Origin of the sequence: Enterobacter sp. T1-1, from assembly GCF_000710795.1 — a bacterium.
Classification (GTDB): Bacteria; Pseudomonadota; Gammaproteobacteria; order Enterobacterales; family Enterobacteriaceae; genus Enterobacter; species Enterobacter cloacae.
Genome location: NZ_JALW01000008.1, coordinates 36,908 through 57,050 on the forward strand (window position 1 = coordinate 36,908; position 20,143 = coordinate 57,050).

At 54.4% G+C, this 20,143-nt stretch carries 20 protein-coding genes; 1 reads left to right on the forward strand and 19 read right to left on the reverse strand.

Annotated elements, in window-relative coordinates:
• Positions 1-19: 19 nt before the first annotated feature.
• The 14 genes from lipA to leuS form a co-directional block, all read right to left on the reverse strand.
• Positions 20-985, reverse strand: coding sequence for a lipoyl synthase (gene lipA, locus AK59_RS0104255; RefSeq protein ID WP_013097595.1), 966 nt, complete (start codon positions 983-985; stop codon positions 20-22).
• Positions 986-1,192: 207 nt separating this feature from the next.
• Complete coding sequence (locus AK59_RS0104260) at positions 1,193-2,146, reverse strand: YbeF family transcriptional regulator (RefSeq protein WP_013097594.1); 954 nt, start codon at positions 2,144-2,146, stop codon at positions 1,193-1,195.
• A 291-nt stretch (positions 2,147-2,437) separates the two neighbouring features.
• Positions 2,438-3,079 carry a lipoyl(octanoyl) transferase LipB gene (gene lipB / locus AK59_RS0104265; protein ID WP_013097593.1) on the reverse strand — a complete coding sequence of 214 codons (642 nt, stop codon included), beginning with the start codon at positions 3,077-3,079 and terminating at the stop codon, positions 2,438-2,440.
• Positions 3,080-3,173: 94 nt separating this feature from the next.
• Positions 3,174-3,437, reverse strand: a complete 264-nt coding sequence (ybeD, locus tag AK59_RS0104270; protein WP_003858718.1) for a DUF493 family protein YbeD — start codon at positions 3,435-3,437, stop codon at positions 3,174-3,176.
• A gap of 105 nt (positions 3,438-3,542) precedes the next feature.
• Positions 3,543-4,754 carry a D-alanyl-D-alanine carboxypeptidase DacA gene (gene dacA / locus AK59_RS0104275; protein WP_013097592.1) on the reverse strand — a complete coding sequence of 404 codons (1,212 nt, stop codon included), beginning with the start codon at positions 4,752-4,754 and terminating at the stop codon, positions 3,543-3,545.
• A 139-nt stretch (positions 4,755-4,893) separates the two neighbouring features.
• A complete protein-coding gene (gene rlpA / locus AK59_RS0104280; RefSeq protein WP_029882134.1) occupies positions 4,894-6,006 on the reverse strand; it encodes an endolytic peptidoglycan transglycosylase RlpA in 1,113 nt (370 codons plus the stop codon).
• Between the two features lie 16 nt (positions 6,007-6,022).
• Positions 6,023-7,135, reverse strand: coding sequence for a peptidoglycan glycosyltransferase MrdB (gene mrdB / locus AK59_RS0104285; protein WP_013097590.1), 1,113 nt, complete (start codon positions 7,133-7,135; stop codon positions 6,023-6,025).
• Positions 7,136-7,137: 2 nt separating this feature from the next.
• Complete coding sequence (gene mrdA, locus AK59_RS0104290; protein ID WP_013097589.1) at positions 7,138-9,039, reverse strand: peptidoglycan DD-transpeptidase MrdA; 1,902 nt, start codon at positions 9,037-9,039, stop codon at positions 7,138-7,140.
• 28 nt (positions 9,040-9,067) lie between these two features.
• The gene (gene rlmH / locus AK59_RS0104295; protein ID WP_003858701.1) at positions 9,068-9,535 is read right to left on the reverse strand and encodes a 23S rRNA (pseudouridine(1915)-N(3))-methyltransferase RlmH; all 468 of its coding nucleotides are present in this window, start codon (positions 9,533-9,535) and stop codon (positions 9,068-9,070) included.
• Between the two features lie 3 nt (positions 9,536-9,538).
• The gene (gene rsfS / locus AK59_RS0104300) at positions 9,539-9,856 is read right to left on the reverse strand and encodes a ribosome silencing factor (protein WP_003858696.1); all 318 of its coding nucleotides are present in this window, start codon (positions 9,854-9,856) and stop codon (positions 9,539-9,541) included.
• Positions 9,857-10,124: 268 nt separating this feature from the next.
• Positions 10,125-10,790 (reverse strand): nicotinate-nucleotide adenylyltransferase, encoded by a 666-nt coding sequence (nadD, locus tag AK59_RS0104305; RefSeq protein WP_020685664.1) that lies wholly within the window; start codon positions 10,788-10,790, stop codon positions 10,125-10,127.
• Complete coding sequence (holA, locus tag AK59_RS0104310) at positions 10,783-11,814, reverse strand: DNA polymerase III subunit delta (protein ID WP_029882135.1); 1,032 nt, start codon at positions 11,812-11,814, stop codon at positions 10,783-10,785. Before holA ends, nadD begins: the two co-directional genes overlap by 8 nt.
• Positions 11,814-12,383: an LPS assembly lipoprotein LptE gene (gene lptE / locus AK59_RS0104315; protein ID WP_028028133.1), complete on the reverse strand. Its 570-nt coding sequence runs from the start codon at positions 12,381-12,383 to the stop codon at positions 11,814-11,816. Before lptE ends, holA begins: the two co-directional genes overlap by 1 nt.
• 14 nt (positions 12,384-12,397) lie before the next feature.
• A complete protein-coding gene (gene leuS, locus AK59_RS0104320; RefSeq protein ID WP_032618399.1) occupies positions 12,398-14,980 on the reverse strand; it encodes a leucine--tRNA ligase in 2,583 nt (860 codons plus the stop codon).
• A gap of 214 nt (positions 14,981-15,194) precedes the next feature.
• On the opposite strand from leuS, the gene AK59_RS0104325 reads away from it, so the two are divergent.
• Positions 15,195-15,677 (forward strand): zinc ribbon-containing protein, encoded by a 483-nt coding sequence (locus tag AK59_RS0104325; RefSeq protein WP_029882137.1) that lies wholly within the window; start codon positions 15,195-15,197, stop codon positions 15,675-15,677.
• 56 nt (positions 15,678-15,733) lie between these two features.
• On the opposite strand, the gene rihA is transcribed toward AK59_RS0104325, so the two are convergent.
• From rihA to AK59_RS0104350, 5 genes are all read right to left on the reverse strand, one after another.
• Positions 15,734-16,675: a pyrimidine-specific ribonucleoside hydrolase RihA gene (gene rihA, locus AK59_RS0104330; protein WP_029882138.1), complete on the reverse strand. Its 942-nt coding sequence runs from the start codon at positions 16,673-16,675 to the stop codon at positions 15,734-15,736.
• A gap of 120 nt (positions 16,676-16,795) precedes the next feature.
• Positions 16,796-17,521, reverse strand: a complete 726-nt coding sequence (locus AK59_RS0104335; protein WP_014831084.1) for an amino acid ABC transporter ATP-binding protein — start codon at positions 17,519-17,521, stop codon at positions 16,796-16,798.
• Positions 17,521-18,195 carry a glutamate/aspartate ABC transporter permease GltK gene (gene gltK / locus AK59_RS0104340; protein WP_013097580.1) on the reverse strand — a complete coding sequence of 225 codons (675 nt, stop codon included), beginning with the start codon at positions 18,193-18,195 and terminating at the stop codon, positions 17,521-17,523. Before gltK ends, AK59_RS0104335 begins: the two co-directional genes overlap by 1 nt.
• Complete coding sequence (locus tag AK59_RS0104345) at positions 18,195-18,935, reverse strand: amino acid ABC transporter permease (protein ID WP_013097579.1); 741 nt, start codon at positions 18,933-18,935, stop codon at positions 18,195-18,197. Before AK59_RS0104345 ends, gltK begins: the two co-directional genes overlap by 1 nt.
• Positions 18,936-19,090: 155 nt before the next feature.
• Positions 19,091-19,996 (reverse strand): amino acid ABC transporter substrate-binding protein, encoded by a 906-nt coding sequence (locus AK59_RS0104350; RefSeq protein ID WP_014883004.1) that lies wholly within the window; start codon positions 19,994-19,996, stop codon positions 19,091-19,093.
• Between the last annotated feature and the right edge of the window lie 147 nt (positions 19,997-20,143).

The window sequence follows — 20,143 nt, forward strand, 5'->3', positions numbered from 1 at the left end:
GTAAGTGAATATTACAGGGTTATTTAACTTCTTCGCCTTTTGCCTGCATATCGGCATGGTAAGAGGAGCGCACAAACGGACCGCAGGCAGCATGGGTGAAGCCCATCGCCATCGCTTCCGCTTTCATCTCATCAAATTCATCCGGGCTAACGTAGCGCTGCACCGGCAGGTGATGACGGCTTGGCTGCAGATACTGGCCCAGCGTCAGCATGGTCACGCCGTGGCGACGCAGATCGCGCATCACTTCGATGATTTCGTCATTGGTCTCACCAAGACCAACCATCAGACCTGACTTGGTAGGAATATGTGGATGCGCTTCTTTAAAACGCTCCAGCAGCTTCAGGGACCAGTTGTAGTCAGCACCCGGACGCACCTGACGGTAGAGACGCGGTACGTTCTCCAGGTTGTGGTTAAAGACGTCTGGTGGCGTTGCGGTCAGGATATCCAGCGCGCGGTCCATACGACCACGGAAATCCGGCACCAGCGTCTCAATCTTAATGTTCGGGCTTTTCTCGCGAATGGCAGTAATGCAGTCAGCAAAGTGCTGAGCACCCCCATCACGCAGGTCATCACGGTCAACGGAGGTAATGACCACATAACGCAGCGCCATATCAGCAATGGTCTGCGCCAGTTTTTGAGGTTCGTTTGCATCTGGTGCCACCGGGCGGCCATGAGCAACATCGCAGAACGGGCAACGACGGGTACAGATAGCACCCAGAATCATAAACGTCGCGGTGCCGTGGTTGAAACACTCAGCAAGGTTCGGGCAAGAGGCTTCTTCACATACAGAGTGAAGGCCATTCTTACGCATCGCCGCTTTAATCCCCTGGATACGCGAAGAGTCGGCCGGAAGTTTGATTTTCATCCATTCCGGTTTTCTTAACAGCGCCTCGCGCTCTGTAGCCACGTTTTTAACCGGGATAAGGGCCATTTTATCGGCATCGCGGTATTTAACACCGCGTTCCATCACAATGGGTTTACTCATAGCGTGCGTGTTCCAGTTGCGAATATCGAAGGAAAGCGTTTCAATTCAAGGGAATGTTGTATTTATCAACTATTTTTGAACGAACGACAGGCAGTATATCATTGAAACGGTCGTTAAAGCAGCCTGCCAGGTCGCCAATTTGTAAAATAGTTGTTGTTTTGTGCCTTTTGCCCTGCGTGCGGCAGGGGCTTGTGCTGTGTCAACCTTTCAGAAGGCCTGGCGGATGATGCGGATCACATTTTCAAGTACCGGATCGCGCAGACTGAGCTTATTGTAATGCAGTGAAATCTCAATAGATTCTGCATTCAACTGGCTGAGCGGAATACTCTCCAGCGGCCAGCATTTCCGCAGCAGATGATACAGGCGCGAAGGCATGATGCAGAGCATGTCACTGCTGCCAATCAGGGATGCAGTAGTGAACATATTGTAACTGCTGAAGCTTATCTGGCGCTCCGGGAAAATGTCATCGATACGCTGGCGCAGCGCATGATGAGACTGTCCTTCCGTCATAAATGACGAGTGATCGTAGTTACGCAGATTTTCTATGGTGAGCGGCTCGCTGAGCACCGGATGCTGCTGGCGACAGACCAGCACCAGGTTGTCGGCATAGAGGACATTTTGCCCCAACGCGCGGGCGCTGAAGCTGCCGCTGTCGATAATTAAATCGGTCTGGAACTGGGCAAGCTGCACGTCAGGTTCGCTGATCGGTACATTACGCAGCAGCAACTGCGGCGCATGCTCTTTTACGGCCTGGTAAATGGCAGGCATAACCAACACCCCCACAGAGGGAGAGCAGCCGATGGTGATGGTTCGTTGTTTGTCGTAGCTTCCGGTTAAATCCAGCGCGCCCAGAATCGACTCCAGCCCCTGGCTGATGTACTCATGCAGATGCGTGGCGTAAGCCGTGGGGGTGACCCCCTGTCCCTTACGAATAAATAACGGGTCCGGAAATATAGCGCGCAGCTTTTGAATTGACTGGCTTATTGCAGAGGGCGTGAGATTAAGAATTTTCGCAGCGTTAACGATACCCTTATGGACATATACCGCCTCAAAAATAGTCAATAAATTGAGATCAATATTACGTAAAGTCCGAAAAATTTGCGGCTTGTCTTCGCCACCGGGTTCATTCAGGCGTTTGGCTGGTAAATTATTATACTCCACGCTTTTACTCCGTACACATTCACAACATGAATGATAGTTGAATTTATTTATTATGCTTGTAGAGATTCGTAAAGTGTTGGTTTTGTTTCACTTGTTTATCAAAAACAACCAGTTGAGTGATTATCACGCAAGTTACTTAGGTCCTGCACGCAGCGCTGACGGGAGGCTAAATAATATGGATCGGTAATATTCGAGCGCTTCGAAAATATAGAATCTGCGGATTATTGTAAAGTGTAAAAGCGGCAATTAAATCGTGGCCCGTCAAATTATCGAGCCACGATGTATAATATATTAAGCAGTGATATATTCGTGCGGGGGATTGTTAAGTAGTGCTAACATATTAGCTAAAAGCACAGGACGGATATTTTCTGTTGTTGCCGTATCAACCCACTGGCACATTTGCGTCATTTCCATCCCGGCATAGCCGCAGGGATTGATGCGCTGGAAGGGCTTCAAGTCCATATTAATGTTCAAAGCCAGCCCGTGAAACGAGCAGCCTTTACGGATACGCAGCCCCAGCGAGCAGATCTTCATCTCGCCCACGTAGACTCCCGGTGCGTCGGCCCGCGGATGTGCATCAATACCGTATTCCGCCAGCGTGTTGACGACCGTTTGCTCAAGCAGAGTGACCAGTTCACGTACGCCCAGCTTTCTGCGTTTGAGGTTCAGGAGAACGTACATCACCTGTTGCCCTGGGCCATGGTACGTAACCTGCCCGCCGCGGTCGCTCTGAATAACCGGGATATCGCCCGTCATCAATAAATGTTCCGCTTTTCCCGCTTGCCCCTGCGTAAACACTGGCAGGTGTTCTACCAGCCAGATTTCATCAGGGGTGGTGTCATCACGTGAGTCGGTGAAGTCATGCATAGCCTGGGAGACAGGCTCATAAGGTTGCAGCCCGAGATGACGGACAAGAATTTTATCCTGATACAAAACGACGTCTCCGAAGACGAGGGACAAAAGATGAGGGGGAGTATATCACAGCGGGGAGAGGGGTTACCCGGCAAACCGGGTAACCGCAGAGGGACTACAGCACCATACGAACAATTTCGATATTGCCGAGCTCTTCGTACAGCGTCTCAACCTGCTCAATGTGTGTTGCGGTAATGGTAATCGATACCGAGTGGTAGTTGCCCTTGCTGCTTGGTTTTACTGACGGAGAGTAGTCACCCGGCGCATGGCGCTGTACCACTTCAACCACCTGATCAACCAGCTCAGGTTTCGCCAGACCCATTACTTTGTAAGTAAATGGGGTAGGGAATTCAAGCAGTTCGTTAAGTTTGGTTTTCATGTCAGCTCCGGCGTAACGTCAAAAAGAATAACTCCCACGTCAGGTGGGAGTTATCAGGATACTTAGTATATGGGGATCAAAATCACACTTTCAAGTGTTCGATTTTTAGCCAAACCAGTGATGGAACATCAATTTAATGTAATCAATGATTTTGCCGAAGAAATTGCCTTCAGGAATTTCCTGCAGGACAACCAGCGGGCGCTGATCGATAGTTTTGCCATCCAGCTGGAAGTTGATGGTGCCTACAACCTGGTTTTTCTGCAGCGGTGCATGCAGCTCGGTGGTGTTCAGCACGTAGCTGGCTTTCAGGTCTTTCATGCGTCCGCGTGGAATGGTCAGGTACAGATCTTTGTCCACGCCCAGGGAGGCGCGATCGTTATCACCGAACCAGACCGGCTCAGAGGCAAACTCTTTGCCTGCTTTCAGTGGGTTCACGGTTTCGAAGAAACGGAAGCCCCAGGTCAGCAGTTTTTTGCTTTCTGTCTCACGGCCTTTAAAGGTACGACCGCCCATCACGGCAGAGATCAGGCGCATCTGACCTTCGGTAGCAGAGGCGACCAGGTTGTAACCCGCTTTGTCGGTATGACCGGTTTTGATACCGTCAACGTTCAGGCTGTTGTCCCACAGCAGGCCGTTACGGTTGGTCTGGCGAATACCGTTGAAGGTAAACTCTTTCTCTTTATAGATGGCGTATTCGTTCGGTACATCGCGGATCAGCGCCTGGCCAATCAGCGCCATATCGCGCGCAGAGCTGTACTGACCCTCCGCATCCAGGCCGTGAACGGTCTGGAAGTGGCTGTTTTTCAGGCCCAGCGCAGAAACGTAGCTGTTCATCAGGCCCACAAACGCATCCTGGCTGCCCGCAGCGAAATCGGCCATGGCGACACAGGCGTCGTTACCGGACTGCAGGTTGATACCACGAATCAGCTGAGAGACAGGAACCTGCATACCCGGTTTCAGGAACATTAAAGAAGAGCCTTTAAAGACCGGGTTGCCGGTTGCCCACGCATCGTTACCGATGGTGACCAGGTCTGTTTCTTTAAATTTACCTGCCTTCATCGCCTGGCCGATAACGTAGCTGGTCATCATTTTCGTCAGGCTGGCCGGATCGCGGCGGGCATCGGCATTCTGTTCTGCCAGAACTTTGCCAGAGTTGTAATCGATCAGGATGTAGGATTCCGCATCGATTTGCGGAACGCCAGGGATCATGGTCTTGATGTTCAGGTCATCGGCGTGAGCTGCGGAGAGCGCAGCAGCGCAAAGGGCCGTGGTCAGCGCCATGCGCTGCACAAAACGAGCAGAAAAAGTGGTCTTCATGGTCAGAACTACGACATCCGTGATGGAATTAAAAAAAGTGCCTTACTATAGCAAATGCTATTCAGGCAGGCATCCGACTTTAAGCATGAGTTTGTGAATGACTTTTACACAAACTGACAATTCGGATGCCGCCGATAAATTACTTCGCTACAGCGATAAATGACTGGAGTTGCGCTTCATTTTGCAGACGCTGCTGCAGGGTCGCTGCCTGCGATTTGCTGGCAAACGGTCCCATCTGAATACGCCACACCGCCCCGTTTTGCTCAACGCGACCTGGAACGCCAAACTGCTGGCTCAGGCGCTGTTGATATTGCTGCGCGCGGGCCTGATCGCTGACGGCGCCCACCTGAACGACAAAGCCGCCGCTGGAAGCGGCAGCAGGCGCTGCTACCGCCGCGCTCTGGGTCGTTGCCGGAGCGGTGACGGGGGCAGGCTGCTGCGCGACGGGGGCGGCAACAGGCGCCGGGGCAGGTTCACTGCCTTCCAGCACGCCGGAGGCTAAGGTCGTTGGAGCCCCCAGGAAACCGCTACTCTTTACCGGTGCGCCAGTGCTGTCATCACTCTGCAACGTGTCGTTGCTGATAGGACGCACTTCGCCTGCTGGCTGAGAAGGCTCGGCCGGCGATGAGACGCTCCCCATGCCACCGTCAAGATTCGGACGGTCGGGAAGGGCGTAGGTCTGTTTCGCCACTGTCGTACACGCGGTACCCGGACCGGAGAGCGAGCCATCCGGTGCCACGATAATGGGGTCGATACGAACCTTGGTATTGTTCGAGGTGTTCAGGCGGTCGGCGGAGGCGCGCGACAGCGAAATCACACGGTCGTTACCGTACGGACCGCGATCGTTAATGCGGACCACGATCATACGGCCATTCGCCAGGTTGGTGATACGCGCGTAGCTTGGGATAGGCAGCGTCGGGTGTGCCGCAGTGAGTTGCGTCGGGTCGAACGCTTCTCCTGATGCCGTCAGGTTGCTCCCGGGTTCCGCATCATAAATGGCGGCGAAACCCGCCTGGCTGAAACGGGAAGGGTCCTGAACGATTTTGTAGCTTTTGCCGTCGCGCTCATAATCCTGATTCGCGCTGGCGTTGAGCGGTTCATAAACGGGATCGGCGCCGCTGATTTCAACGATTGGGCCATTACACACCGCAGGCTGCGGCGGCGCGACGGTTGCCTGTTGCTGACCATCATCACTTGTGCACGCCGCAAGTAAACTTGCCGCAATGCAGATCCCCAGCCACTGCTTACGCATTCCGATCCCCTTATTTTTATACGCTTTTTGACAACATTTTTCTGTGGGTATGGATCGACATCACGATACCAAACCCGGCCATCAACACGATCAGTGCCGAGCCTCCGTAACTCACCAGCGGAAGCGGAACGCCTACAACCGGCAGAATACCACTCACCATACCAATATTTACGAAGACATAAACGAATAAAATCAACATTAACCCGCCCGCCATGACGCGGCCAAAGGTGGTTTGCGCGCGCGCGGCAATCCACAACCCGCGCATGATTAACAGTACATACAGCGCGAGTAAGATCAAGATGCCGACCAGCCCAAGCTCTTCCGCCAGGACCGCAAAGATAAAGTCGGTATGGCGCTCTGGTAAGAACTCCAGCTGCGACTGGGTGCCGTGCAGCCATCCTTTACCGCGCAGGCCACCGGAGCCAATCGCGATCTTGGACTGAATAATATGATAGCCCGCACCCAGCGGATCGGTTTCCGGATCGAGCAGCATCATCACGCGCTGGCGCTGATAATCATGCATCAGGAAGAACCAGAGAATAGGGATGAACGCGGCAACCAGCACCACCGCAATACCAATCAGACGCCAGCTCAGGCCCGACAAGAAGAGAACAAACAGGCCGGAGAGGGCGATAAGGATCGAGGTACCAAGGTCAGGCTGCGCCGCCACCAGCAACGTTGGCAGGAAAATCAATACCAGCGCGATGGCCGTGTTTTTCAGTGATGGAGGACAGACGTCGCGGTTGATAAAGCGTGCCACCATCAGTGGAACGGCGATTTTAGCAATTTCCGAGGGCTGGAAGCGAACTACGCCCAGATCCAGCCAGCGCTGTGCGCCTTTAGAGATGGCCCCAAAGGCATCTACCGCAACCAGCAAAATAATACAGAAGATGTAGAGATAGGGGGCCCAGCCTTCGTAGACGCGTGGCGGGATCTGCGCCATGACGACCATAATGACCAGCCCCATCGCGATCTGGCCAATCTTGCGCTCCATCATGCCGATGTCCTGGCCGCTGGCGCTCCAGATAACCAGAGCGCTGTAGACCAGCAGAGCCAGCAGGATCAGCAGCATGGCTGGGTCGATGTGGATTTTATCCCACAGCGATTTTTTATTTGGATTATCCGTCATGATTATTGGTCCTCCGCCGCAGCGGCCGCCGGGTTTTCAGCCGGCAGTTCGGTGTTGTTATCACCCAGCATGATGTGGTCGAGGATTTGGCGCATGATGGTGCCCACGGCTGGCCCTGCGCCACCGTTTTCCAGAATCATTGCCACCGCCACCTGCGGGTTATCATAAGGTGCAAATGCCGTCATGAGCTTATGGTCACGCAGTCGTTCGGCAATGCGGTGCGCGTTATAGGTTTCGTTGGCCTTCAGGCCGAAGACCTGCGCCGTACCGGATTTGGCGGCCACTTTATACGGCGCTCCGGCGAAATACTTATGCGCGGTACCGTTCGGGCGGTTTGCCACCCCGTACATCCCGTCTTTGGCAATCTCCCAGAAGCCGGAGTGAATATCCCCCACTGGCGGTTCATGCGGCTGGATCCACGGCACTTTTTTGCCCTCTTCAACGGTACTTTGCAGCAGGTGCGGGACTTTCACCACGCCGTCGTTGATGAGGATCATCATCGCTTTGTTCATCTGCAGCGGGGTTGCGGTCCAGTAACCCTGGCCGATACCCACCGGAATGGTATCACCCTGATACCACGGCTTCTTAAAGCGCTTTAGCTTCCACTCGCGGGTTGGCATGTTGCCGGAGCGTTCTTCGGCGAGATCGACCCCGGTGTAATGGCCGTAGCCAAATTTGCTCATCCACTCTGACAGGCGGTCAATACCCATGTCGTAGGCCACCTGATAGAAGAAGGTATCCGCAGACTCTTCCAGCGATTTCGTCACGTTCAGATGACCGTGGCCCCATTTTTTCCAGTCGCGATAGCGTTTCTCTGAACCCGGTAACTGCCACCAGCCCGGGTCAAACAGGCTGGTGTTGCGGTTGATGACACCCGCGCTCAGCGCCGAGACGGCGACGTAAGGTTTCACCGTGGACGCCGGCGGATAGACCCCCTGCGTGGCGCGGTTGACCAGCGGCGTGTTCGGGTCATTAAGCAGGCCGGAGTAGTCCTTACTGGAAATCCCATCGACAAAGAGGTTAGGGTCGTAGCTTGGCATGGAGACCATCGCCAGAATGCCGCCGGTACGCGGATCGGTCACGACAACTGCCGCACGGCTGCCCGCCAGTAAGGTTTCAATATACTGCTGGAGTTTCAGGTCGAGCGTCAGGTAGACGTCATGTCCTGCCTGCGGCGGCACCTCTTTCAGCTGACGAATAACGCGGCCACGGTTGTTAACTTCCACCTCTTCATAGCCGGTCTGCCCGTGCAGGACATCTTCGTAATAGCGTTCAATTCCCAGCTTACCGATATCGTGCGTCGCGGCGTAGTTTGCCAGCTTGCCGTCTTTATCGAGACGCTCGACGTCTTTGTCGTTGATCTTGGAGACGTAGCCGATTACGTGCGTCAGTGCGGAACCGTAAGGGTAATAGCGACGCTTGTAGCCTTTCACTTCCACACCGGGGAAACGGTACTGGTTGACGGCAAAGCGGGCGACCTGGACTTCCGTCAGGTTGGTTTTAACCGGAATGGAGGTAAAACGGTGAGAACGGGCACGCTCTTTCTTGAACGCAGCGATATCGTCATCGTTAAGATCGACAACGCTTCGCAATGCTTCCAGCGTATCCTGCACGTTGTCGACTTTTTCCGGCATCATCTCAATCTGGTAGATGGTGCGGTTTAAGGCCAGCGGGGTGCCGTTTCGGTCGTAAATAATGCCGCGGCTGGGGGCGATAGGCACCAGCTTGATGCGGTTTTCGTTTGAGCGCGTCTGGTAATCGGTATAGCGGACAATTTGCAGATTATAAAGGTTGGCGATCAGCACGCCGGTAAGCAGCAAAATCCCCGTAAAGGCGACCAGCGCCCGGCGCACAAACAGCGCGGACTCAGCCGTATAGTCGCGAAAAGAATTCTGTAGTTTCATCCGCTGCTTAATCTACCCTGGTCAGTCATTACTCGCGGTGATAGGGGTGGTTGGTAGTAATGCTCCACGCGCGGTACAGGCTTTCTGCCACCAGTACCCGAACGAGCGGGTGGGGAAGCGTCAGCGCGGAGAGAGACCAACTTTGTTCTGCCGCCGCTTTACAGGCAGGGGACAACCCTTCAGGCCCGCCAATCAACAGACTGACGTCACGACCATCCTGCTTCCAGCGCTCCAGTTCGTGCGCCAGCTGCGGCGTATCCCAGGGCTTGCCTGGAATATCGAGGGTCACGATGCGGTTTTTGCCTGCGGCAGCCAGCATCAGTTCTCCCTCTTTATCAAGAATGCGTTTGATATCCGCGTTCTTGCCGCGCTTTCCGGCGGGGATCTCCACCAGCTCGAACGGCATATCTTTAGGGAAACGACGCAGATATTCAGTAAAACCGGTTTGTACCCAGTCCGGCATTTTGGTGCCGACGGCGACCAGCTGCAACTTCACGCATTAACCCCAGAGTTTTTCCAGCTCATACAGGCGACGGCTCTCTTCCTGCATGACGTGGACAATCACATCGCCAAGATCGACAACCACCCAGTCAGCGGTCGCTTCACCTTCAACACCGAGCGGTAACAGCCCTGCTGCACGTGATTCCTGCACAACATGATCGGCAATTGAAACCACATGGCGAGTAGACGTACCGGTGCAGATGATCATGCAGTCGGTGATGCTGGATTTACCCTTAACGTCGATAGCGATGATGTCCTGACCTTTCAGGTCATCAATTTTGTCGATAACAAAATCCTGGAGTGCTTTACCCTGCAAGTTTTCCCCCTGGGTGAATGAGATTGTGCAACTATGAATTCGTAGCCAGACAGTATACCTGAACTGACGCCCCTGTCGGGACAAATGTCACCGGCCGGGCTTTTGAAGGCGGGTATCATCCCACCCTCCGCCGGAGATTGCATCGCCATTTTTGTAAAACAATTTCTGTAAAGCAATGAGCGGCGGGAAAGTCTGGCAGCGGAGGATAACAGTATGGCTTACTCTGTCAAGGCAGGATAATCAATAAGGCGCTTTTTGTGCGCCCGGATTATGCGTCTGCGCTTTTCTGATACAACCCGTGCGCGTGGATATAGTCCAGCACTGACGATGGCAGGAGATCGTCACAGGCTAAACCGTGCTGAAGCCGGTCGCGAATGATTGTCGCAGAAATATCAAACCACGGCGTCTCCGCCAGATAGATCTTCCCGGCAGGTTGATTATGCAGATCTTCCACATTGTCGGTCAGATGAGCTTCCAGCCACTGCTGATACTGTTCTTCACGCATGGTCAGCGGATAGCCCGGACGGCGGCAGACGAGGAGATGGCTGTTCTCCAGAATGGTTTCATACTGGTGCCAGGTGGGGAAGTTGAGCAGAGAATCCTGGCCGATGATAAAGGCCAGCGGTTTGTCCGGCCCCTGTTCGGCCCGCCACTCCTGTAGCGTTTGCGAGGTCCAGGACGGGGTGTCGCGACGGAGTTCACGCTCGTCCAGGCTGAAGAGCGGTTTATCCGCAATGGCCAGGGCGAGCATCTCTTTTCGCTGCTCGCTGGTGGCCTCAGGCTGAGGCCGATGTGGCGGAACGTTATTGGGCATGATAATCACGCGCTGAAGACCAATCAGATTCGCCAGAATTTCAACCGGTTTCAGATGACCGTAATGGACCGGGTCAAAGGTGCCACCGTACAGGGCCTGTAGAGAGTGCATGCTATCCATCGATAAATACATCTGCCAGCGCCTTGTGGCAGAGCAGCAGAGAAAGGCTTTCCAGTTCCGCCCAGACGGACTGGCCGTAATCTTGTTTTAACGTGAGCTCTGCGCGCATCAAAAGCTGTACCGCCTGGCGCAGCTGTTCATGGCTCAGACGATTAATGGCCTCGGTGGTCATCGCCCGACGGTTTTGCCAGACACGGTGTTTGTCGAACAACGAACGCAATGGCGTATGAGCAGACTGGCGCTTGAGCGTGATGAGCATCAGCAGTTCACGCTGCAACGTACGCAGCAATATAACCGGTTCGCTACCCTCAAGGCGTAGCTGCTGCAAAATATGCAGGGCACGCTTGCTCTTTGCCATCAGCAGCGCATCAACCCAGTGGAACGGCGTGAAGTGTGCGGCGTCGTTAACCGCCTGCTCCACGCGCGGCAGAGTCAGCTTGCCATCGGGCCAGAGGAGGGCGAGTCGGTCCAGCGCCTGGGCCAACGCCAGCAGGTTGCCTTCATAGCAGTAGCACAGCAGCTGATTCGCTGCGTCGTCCAGTTGCAGGTTATTCTGCTTCGCTCTTGCCGCCACCCATTTCGGCAGATGGGCCTGCTCAGGCGTCTGGCAGGTGACCAGCACGGCATGAGTGGCGAGTTGGGTAAACCACGCGGCGTTTTCCTGCGCTTTGGTGAGCTTGTTGCCACGCACGATTAACAGCAGATCGCTGTGCAACAGGCTGACCAGCGTCGCCAGCTGTTCATTGATGGCCGCGTTCGGACCATTCTCTGGCAGCAGGATCTGGATGGTCTGGCGTGATGCAAAGAGACTCATCGCCTGGCAAAGGGAGAAGAGGGCATTCCAGTCGGTATTGTTATCCAACTGGACGGTGTGGTGTTCATCAAAGCCCTGAGCGGCGGCGGCATGTCGCACGGCATCCAGGCTTTCCTGAAGCAAGAGCGGGTCGTTACCCAGTAGCAGATACGCCGCGCGCAGCCCTTCATTGAGCTGCGCGCGGAGTTGTTCAGGATACAGCCTGATCATCAGTTACCCATGGAGGTAGAAACAGGAGGCGTGTTGGCATCCGGTTTGTCGATGATGTCAGAACCCTGTCTTGTCGTTGCGGCAATGCCTGGCAGCTTACGGATCAGCTGTTCTGCGGCCTTGTCGTACATCTCGTTAATGATAATCTGCTGCTCAGCATCTTTTGCCAGCGCCGTTTGCGGGTTATCAAAGAACGAGCGGTACACTTTGGTATTGATAGGGAAAATGTCTTTACCCGGGATCAATACTGCCGCGTTCACCGTTAGCACCATCTGATATTCCGCAGTACGTCCATCCTGGAAGATCGACGCGGTATCTTTAGCCAGCGATGAGCTTAAGATACGTAATGACGGTACATCCTGGCGCAGGGTGCCTTTTTCGATCAGTTGAACATCGTTCAAACGCAGCTGGTTACGCACTGCCCGGCTGAGTGGACCATTCGGATCCCCTGAGTCGAAAATCATCGTTTTCATCTCAGCGGGCACCGCCGTGGTATTGCGCAGGTGCCAGCCACACCCCGCGGTGACCAGCACCGCCAGAGATAAGAGTATTGTTGCCAGTTGTCGCACGTTTCCTCCCGCGCTTAGCCAACGACCAGATTCAGCAGTTTACCCGGTACGTAGATCACTTTACGTACGGTAACGCCCTCAAGATATTTCGCCACCAGATGTTCCTGGCCAGCACGCTCACGAACCTGTTCTTCGGTTGCATCAACGGCGACGGTAATTTTACCGCGTACTTTACCGTTGACCTGTACCACCACCAGCGTGGTGTTTTCCACCATGGCGGATTCATCAGCAACCGGCCACGGCGCGTTGTCGATATCGCCTTCGCCTTTCAGCTCCTGCCACAGGGTGAAGCTGACATGCGGGGTGAACGGGTTCAACATGCGCACGACGGCCAACAGTGCTTCACGCATTAAGGCACGATCCTGCTCGCCTTCCTGCGGTGCTTTCGCCAGCTTGTTCATCAGTTCCATAATAGCCGCAATTGCGGTATTGAAGGTCTGACGACGACCAATATCATCGGTCACTTTTGCAATCGTTTTATGAACATCACGACGCAGCGCCTGCTGGTCTTCAGTCAGGGCAGCAACGTTCAGTGCCGGTGCGTCGCCCTGAGCGGTGTGTTCGTAAACCAGTTTCCAGACGCGCTTCAGGAAGCGGTTCGCCCCTTCAACGCCGGACTCCTGCCACTCCAGGGTCATGTCTGCCGGAGAGGCAAACATCATGAACAGACGCACGGTATCCGCGCCGTAGCGCTCAACCATCACCTGCGGGTCGATGCCGTTGTTTTTGGACTTGGACATCTTGCTCATGCCGGTATACACCAGTTCATGACCTTCGGCGTCTTTCGCCTTCACGATACGGCCTTTCTCGTCGCGCTCAACAATCGCATCAACCGGAGAGACCCAGTTACGTTCGCCGTTCGCACCCACATAGTAGAACGCATCTGCCAGTACCATGCCCTGACACAGCAGCTGTTTCGCTGGCTCGTCAGAGTTCACCATGCCTGCGTCACGCATCAGCTTGTGGAAGAAGCGGAAGTAGAGCAGGTGCATGATGGCATGTTCAATACCACCGATGTAGATGTCTACCGGCAGCCAGTAGTTTGCCGCGTCGGAATCCAGCATCCCTTCCTGATACTGCGGGCAGGTGTAGCGGGCGTAGTACCAGGAAGACTCCATAAAGGTGTCAAAGGTGTCGGTTTCACGCAGCGCAGGCTGACCGTTAACGGTGGTTTTTGCCCACTCAGGATCGGCTTTGATCGGGCTGGTGATGCCATCCATGACCACATCTTCCGGCAGGATCACCGGGAGTTGATCTTCCGGGGTTGGCATTACGGTGCCGTCTTCCAGTGTGACCATCGGGATTGGCGCACCCCAGTAACGCTGACGGGAAACGCCCCAGTCGCGCAGGCGGTAGTTCACTTTACGCTCGCCCACGCCCAGCGATGCCAGTTTGTCGGCGATGGCGTTGAAACCCTCTTCGAAGCTCAGGCCGCTGAACTCACCAGAGTTAAACAGCGTGCCTTTTTCCGTCAGTGCTTGCTCAGACAGATCAGGTTCAGAGCCGTCAGCCGCCAGAATAACGGCTTTGATCGGCAGGTTGTATTTGGTGGCAAATTCATAGTCGCGCTGGTCGTGACCCGGAACAGCCATCACGGCACCGGTACCGTATTCCATCAGCACGAAGTTTGCTGCCCAGACCGGAATCGCTTCGCCAGTCAGTGGGTGCTTCGCATAGAAGCCCGTGGCAACGCCTTTCTTCTCCATGGTCGCCATGTCGGCTTCTGCCACTTTCGTGTTGCGGCATTCGTCGATAAAGATAGCCAGCTCCGGGTTATTTTCGGCAGCTTTCTGCGCCAGCGGGTGACCTGCGGCCACGGCCAGATAGGTCGCGCCCATGAAGGTATCCGGACGGGTAGTGTAGACGGTCAGAGTCTGATCGTAGTTCTCAACGTTGAAGGTGATCTCCACGCCTTCAGAACGGCCGATCCAGTTGCGCTGCATGGTCTTAACGGTATCCGGCCAGTGGTCCAGCGTGTCCAGATCGTTCAGCAGTTCGTCAGCGTAAGCGGTGATTTTGATAAACCACTGTGGGATCTCTTTACGCTCAACTTTGGTGTCGCAGCGCCAGCAGCAGCCGTCGATAACCTGTTCGTTCGCGAGAACGGTCTGGTCGTTCGGGCACCAGTTAACGGCAGACGTCTTCTTATAGACCAGGCCTTTTTTGTACAGCTCGGTGAAGAACTTCTGTTCCCAGCGGTAGTATTCCGGGGTACAGGTCGCCAGTTCGCGGCTCCAGTCATAGCCAAAGCCCAGCATTTTGAGCTGGTTTTTCATGTACGCGATGTTGTCGTACGTCCACGGCGCTGGCGCCGTATTGTTTTTGACCGCCGCGCCTTCAGCAGGCAGACCGAATGCATCCCAGCCGATTGGCTGCAGCACGTTTTTGCCCAGCATACGCTGGTAGCGTGCAATCACATCCCCGATGGTGTAGTTACGCACGTGGCCCATGTGTAGTCGACCAGAAGGATAGGGAAGCATCGACAGGCAGTAATACTTCTCTTTGCTCTCGTCTTCGGTTACTTCAAAGGTACGCTTCTCGTCCCAGTGTTGCTGGACTTTTGATTCTATCTCTTCCGGGCGGTATTGCTCTTGCATGGCAGCCAGTGGTCCTGTTTTCAATACAGCTACAAATGTAGCCAATGGATGTGGTATTTCAGATCCGCATAGCATAGCCCAAACGCCCGCGTCAAAACAGCCTTTCGCACAAATGCGCTTTGCAGGAATTTACCGGGTCTGTGGTTCACCTGACAAAGCGGCGATGAAATAAGGTCTATTATTAGAAATAGTTACTTACCCGGGAGGCAAAATGATGAACAAGGTTGCTCAATTTTACCGCGAACTGGTGGCAACACTGACGGAACGGCTGCGTAACGGCGAGCGAGATATCGACGCGCTGGTGGAACAGGCGCGTGCGCGCGTGACGCAAACGGGTGAGTTAACGCGAACCGAAGTGGAAGAGGTGACGCGCGCCGTGCGTCGTGACCTCGAAGAGTTCGCGCGCAGTTACCAGGAGAGCCAGAACGAGGTGACCGACAGCGTATTTATGCGGGTGATCAAGGAGAGCCTCTGGCAGGAGCTGGCGGATATTACCGATAAAACACAGCTGGAGTGGCGTGAAGTCTTTCAGGATCTGAATCATCACGGCGTGTACCACAGCGGTGAAGTGGTGGGGCTGGGAAATCTGGTCTGTGAGAAATGCCATCACCATATTGCCGTTTATACGCCGGAGGTGCTGTCACTCTGTCCGAAGTGCGGGCACGATCAGTTCCAGCGTCGGCCGTTTGAGCCCTAAGTAAAAGCAAAACTGTTTGCTCCCTCTCCCCGTGGGAGAGGGTTGGGGTGAGGGCATCAGGCCGCACTATAGTATGCGAGCCTCTCCGCCAGCAAATCCACAAACGCCTGCCGATCGATATCCACCATTAGCGTGGTATTCGGTTTATTGCCCGTCAGCGAATAGTAATCCACTACCGTCATCCCCTGGGTGTATTTCCCCTGGGTCTCCACACCAACCCAGCGCTCTACCGTGGTAAACATCTCAGGCTTCAGCAGCCAGGCAATGGTGCACGGGTCATGCAGCGGCGCGCCGTGGAAGCCCCATTTCTCAGCTTTGTGATATTCCATAAAGAAGTCGAGCAGCTCGGCCACGGTCGTGGCAACCGGGTTGCCAATCGCACGAAAACGCTCGATGTCATTCGCCATAATCTGCGCCCGGTGGGTAACATCCAGCCCGGCCATCACAATCGGCAAACCCGACTGGAAGACGATCTCCGCCGCTTCCGGGTCGACAAAGATGTTGAACTCCGCCGCAGGCGTCCAGTTACCCAGCCCCATGGCTCCGCCCATAATCACGATACGGGCAATTTTGCTGTGCAGTTCAGGATGGCTGTTCAGCAGCAGCGCAACGTTGGTTTGCGGGCCCGTTGCTACCAGCGTGACGGGTTCAGCACTCTCGCGTAGTACCTTTGCCATCAGCTCCACGGCGGTACAGGATTGCGGGGCGAAACCCGGTTCCGGCAGTGCCGGGCCGTCCAGGCCGCTTTCTCCGTGTACGTTGTCGGCAATGATCAGTTCACGCATCAGCGGTTTGACCGCGCCACCGGCCACGGGAATATCGGGGCGCTTTAGCAAGGTCAGCATACGCAGGACGTTGCGCAGGGTTTTATCCGGCGTCTGGTTGCCGGCAGATGAGGTAACAGCTTTGACTTCAAGTTCAGGGGAGGCAAGTGCAAGGACGAGGGCAATCGCGTCATCATGACCCGGATCGCAATCGAAAATAATAGGCTGTGCCATAGCGTTCTCCATACGTAGCGTTATTTTGTGACAAGGTTAACGCTGCAATGTGACGCCGACGAGAAGCAGAGCATGAAAGCGTGAGACAGTGCGCAATCCGCAGATTGCGCACTGAGAAGATTAATGCAGGATTTTAGCCAGGAAGTCTTTAGCGCGTTCGGATTTCGGGTTGGCGAAGAACTCTTCTTTCGGCGAGTCTTCAACGATCTTGCCTTCATCCATAAAGATCACGCGGTTTGCCACTTTGCGGGCGAAGCCCATTTCGTGGGTCACCACCATCATGGTCATCCCTTCGTGGGCCAGTTCAACCATGACGTCCAGCACTTCGTTGATCATTTCGGGATCGAGTGCGGAGGTCGGTTCGTCGAACAGCATTGCCACCGGATCCATACACAGTGCGCGAGCAATCGCCACACGCTGCTGTTGGCCGCCGGAAAGCTGTGCCGGGAACTTATCGGCATGCGCAGAAAGCCCCACGCGATCCAGAAGCTTCAGCCCTTTCTCACGCGCCGCTTTTTTGTCACGCTTAAGCACTTTCACCTGCGCCAGCGTCAGGTTCTCGATGATGGAGAGGTGAGGGAACAGTTCAAAATGCTGGAACACCATCCCCACGTGGGAGCGAAGCTGGGCAAGGTTGGTTTTCTTGTCGTTCACTTTGGTGCCGTTAACAACAATTTCACCCTGCTGCACAGGCTCCAGACCATTAACCGTTTTGATCAGCGTCGATTTACCGGAACCGGACGGCCCGCACACTACCACCACATCACCTTTTTTGACTTCGGTGGAGCAGTCGGTCAGCACCTGAAAGTGCCCATACCATTTAGAAACATTTTTCAGGGAAATCATTATACCGTCCTTTTCTTCAGCCAACTGACCAACAGCGACGCGCTTAAACTAATCACAAAATAGACCGCACCTGCGAAGAGCACCATCTCAACCTGCGTACCATCGCGCTCACCGATGGTGGACGCAGTACGGAAGAAGTCTGCCAGGCTCAGGACATATACCAGAGAGGTATCCTGGAATAGCACGATGCCCTGGGTCAGCAGGAGGGGAACCATGGCGCGAAACGCCTGCGGCAGAATAATGAGTTGCATGGACTGCCAGTGGGTCATCCCCAGCGCCAGCGCCGCGCTGGACTGCCCGCGTGAGATACTCTGTATGCCCGCACGGATGATCTCGGAATAGTAAGCGGCCTCAAACATGGAGAACGCAACCATCGCGGAAATCAGGCGGATATCGGTTTTCGGTGACAGTCCCAGAACGTTTTGCAGGAATCCGGGAACAATCAGGTAAAACCACAGCAGCACCATTACCAGCGGAATAGAACGGAAAACGTTAACGTAGGCAGTGGCAAACCAGGCGAGCGGTTTGAAGCTCGACAGGCGCATTACCGCCAGCAGGGTGCCCCAGACGATACCGACGATGATGGCGATCGCCGTGATTTTTAAGGTGATCACCAGGCCATCCAGCAGGTACGGCATGGAAGGAACAATGGAACTCCAGTCAAATTCGTACATTATTTGCCCCCCAGATTGCCCGGCAGGCGAATTTTGCGTTCAACCAGGTTCATCACCAGCATGATGAAAGCGTTAATCAGAACATACGCGAGCGTAATTGCCGTGAAGGATTCCCACGCGTGGGCGGAATAATCCAGCAGTTTACCCGCCTGCGCCGCCATATCGACCAGACCGATCGTGGAGGCGATGGCCGAGTTTTTGACCAGGTTCATCATCTCTGAGGTCATCGGTGGAACAATGACGCGGTAGGCGTTAGGCAGCAGGACGTAGCGGTAGGTTTGCGGCAGCGTTAACCCCATCGCCAGACCCGCGTTCTTTTGTCCACGCGGCAGCGACTGAATAGCGGCGCGTACCTGCTCGCACACGCGTGCGGCGGTAAACAGCCCCAGACACATCATCGAGGAGACAAAGAACTGTACGTTAGGATCCAGTTCCGACTTGAACCACATGCCAATATTTTCCGGCAGCAGTTCAGGAACGACCAGATACCAGGTAAAGAACTGCACGATCAGCGGAACGTTACGGAACAGTTCCACATACAGCGTGCCGATAGAAGAGAGAAAACGGTTAGGGACGGTGCGCAGAATACCGAACAGTGAACCGACAAGGAACGCAATAATCCACGCCGTTATCGATAACGCAACGGTAACCTGAAAGCCGCTCCACAGCCAGCCAAGATAGGTTGTGTTGCCGAACGGGGCTTGTTGCAGAAATATGCCCCAGTTCCAGTCTATTGACATAATAAACTCCAGAAAAAAAAGGGTAGCAGCGCTACCCTCGAAGATTGGTGAGAAGCTCATTTTTCGCGCTGAGTGGGGAACGACCACTCAACGTATAGTCTGTCCATGCTTCCCGACAATCGAGAGGGCAGGAGATCCCGCCCCTGTAGTTCTAATTAGTTAAGAGCCTTGTCATTTGGTGATTTGAACAGTGCTTTCATGTCGTCAGACAGTTCAAAGTTCATGTTGAGATTTTTGGGTGGAATTGGGTTCTTGAACCATTTGTCGAACCATTTTTCCGCTTCACCGGAGGTTTGCACCTGGGCGATGGTGTCATCGATCAGCTTCTTGAATTGCGGATCGTCTTTACGCAGCATACAGCCGTAGGCTTCTTTCGACTGGGCGGTACCAACGATATCCCAGTTGTCCGGTTTCTTCGCTTTTGCACGTTCGCCAGCCAGCAGAGCATCATCCATCATAAACGCGACGGCACGGCCACTTTCCAGCGTACGGAAGGAGTCACCATGGTCTTTCGCGCTGATGATGCGCATATCCATTTTCTTCTCGTCGTTCAGCTTGTGCAGCAACACTTCTGAGGTTGTCCCGGAGGTCACAACAACGGCTTTGCCTTTCAGGTCAGCAAAATCTTTGATGTCACCGCCTTTTTTGGTCAGCAGACGGGTCCCCACCACAAAGATGGTGTCGGAGAAGGCGGCCTGTTTCTGACGCTCCAGGTTGTTGGTGGTGGAGCCACACTCAAAATCGAAGGTGCCGTTTTGCAGCAGTGGGATACGGTTCTGCGAGGTGATTGGAATCAGTTTTACCTGCAGGTCGGGTTTGTTCAGCTTTTTCTTCACGGCCTCAACGATGGCGTTAGAGTAGTCCTGTGAATAGCCCACGACTTTTTGCGTGTTGTCGTAGTAAGAGAACGGGACAGAAGATTCACGGTGGCCGACCACGATCACGCCGTTTTTGGCAATCTTGTCGAGAGTGCTGCCGGCTGCCGGCGCGTCTTCAGCGTGTACGACGCCTGCGGACATCCCCATTACCAGCATTGCTGTGGCCAGTTTACGTAATTGCATACCCAACTCCTTTCTTATCAGCGTCAGTGACGCATTGATACCCATTGTGATGTTGTTATATCTCGCGCTATGCGAGTGCAGTGTTATGCAAGCTTGTTAACATTTAGTCTGGCTTAATGTAAAGATTTTGCTGCGTTATTGTTTATT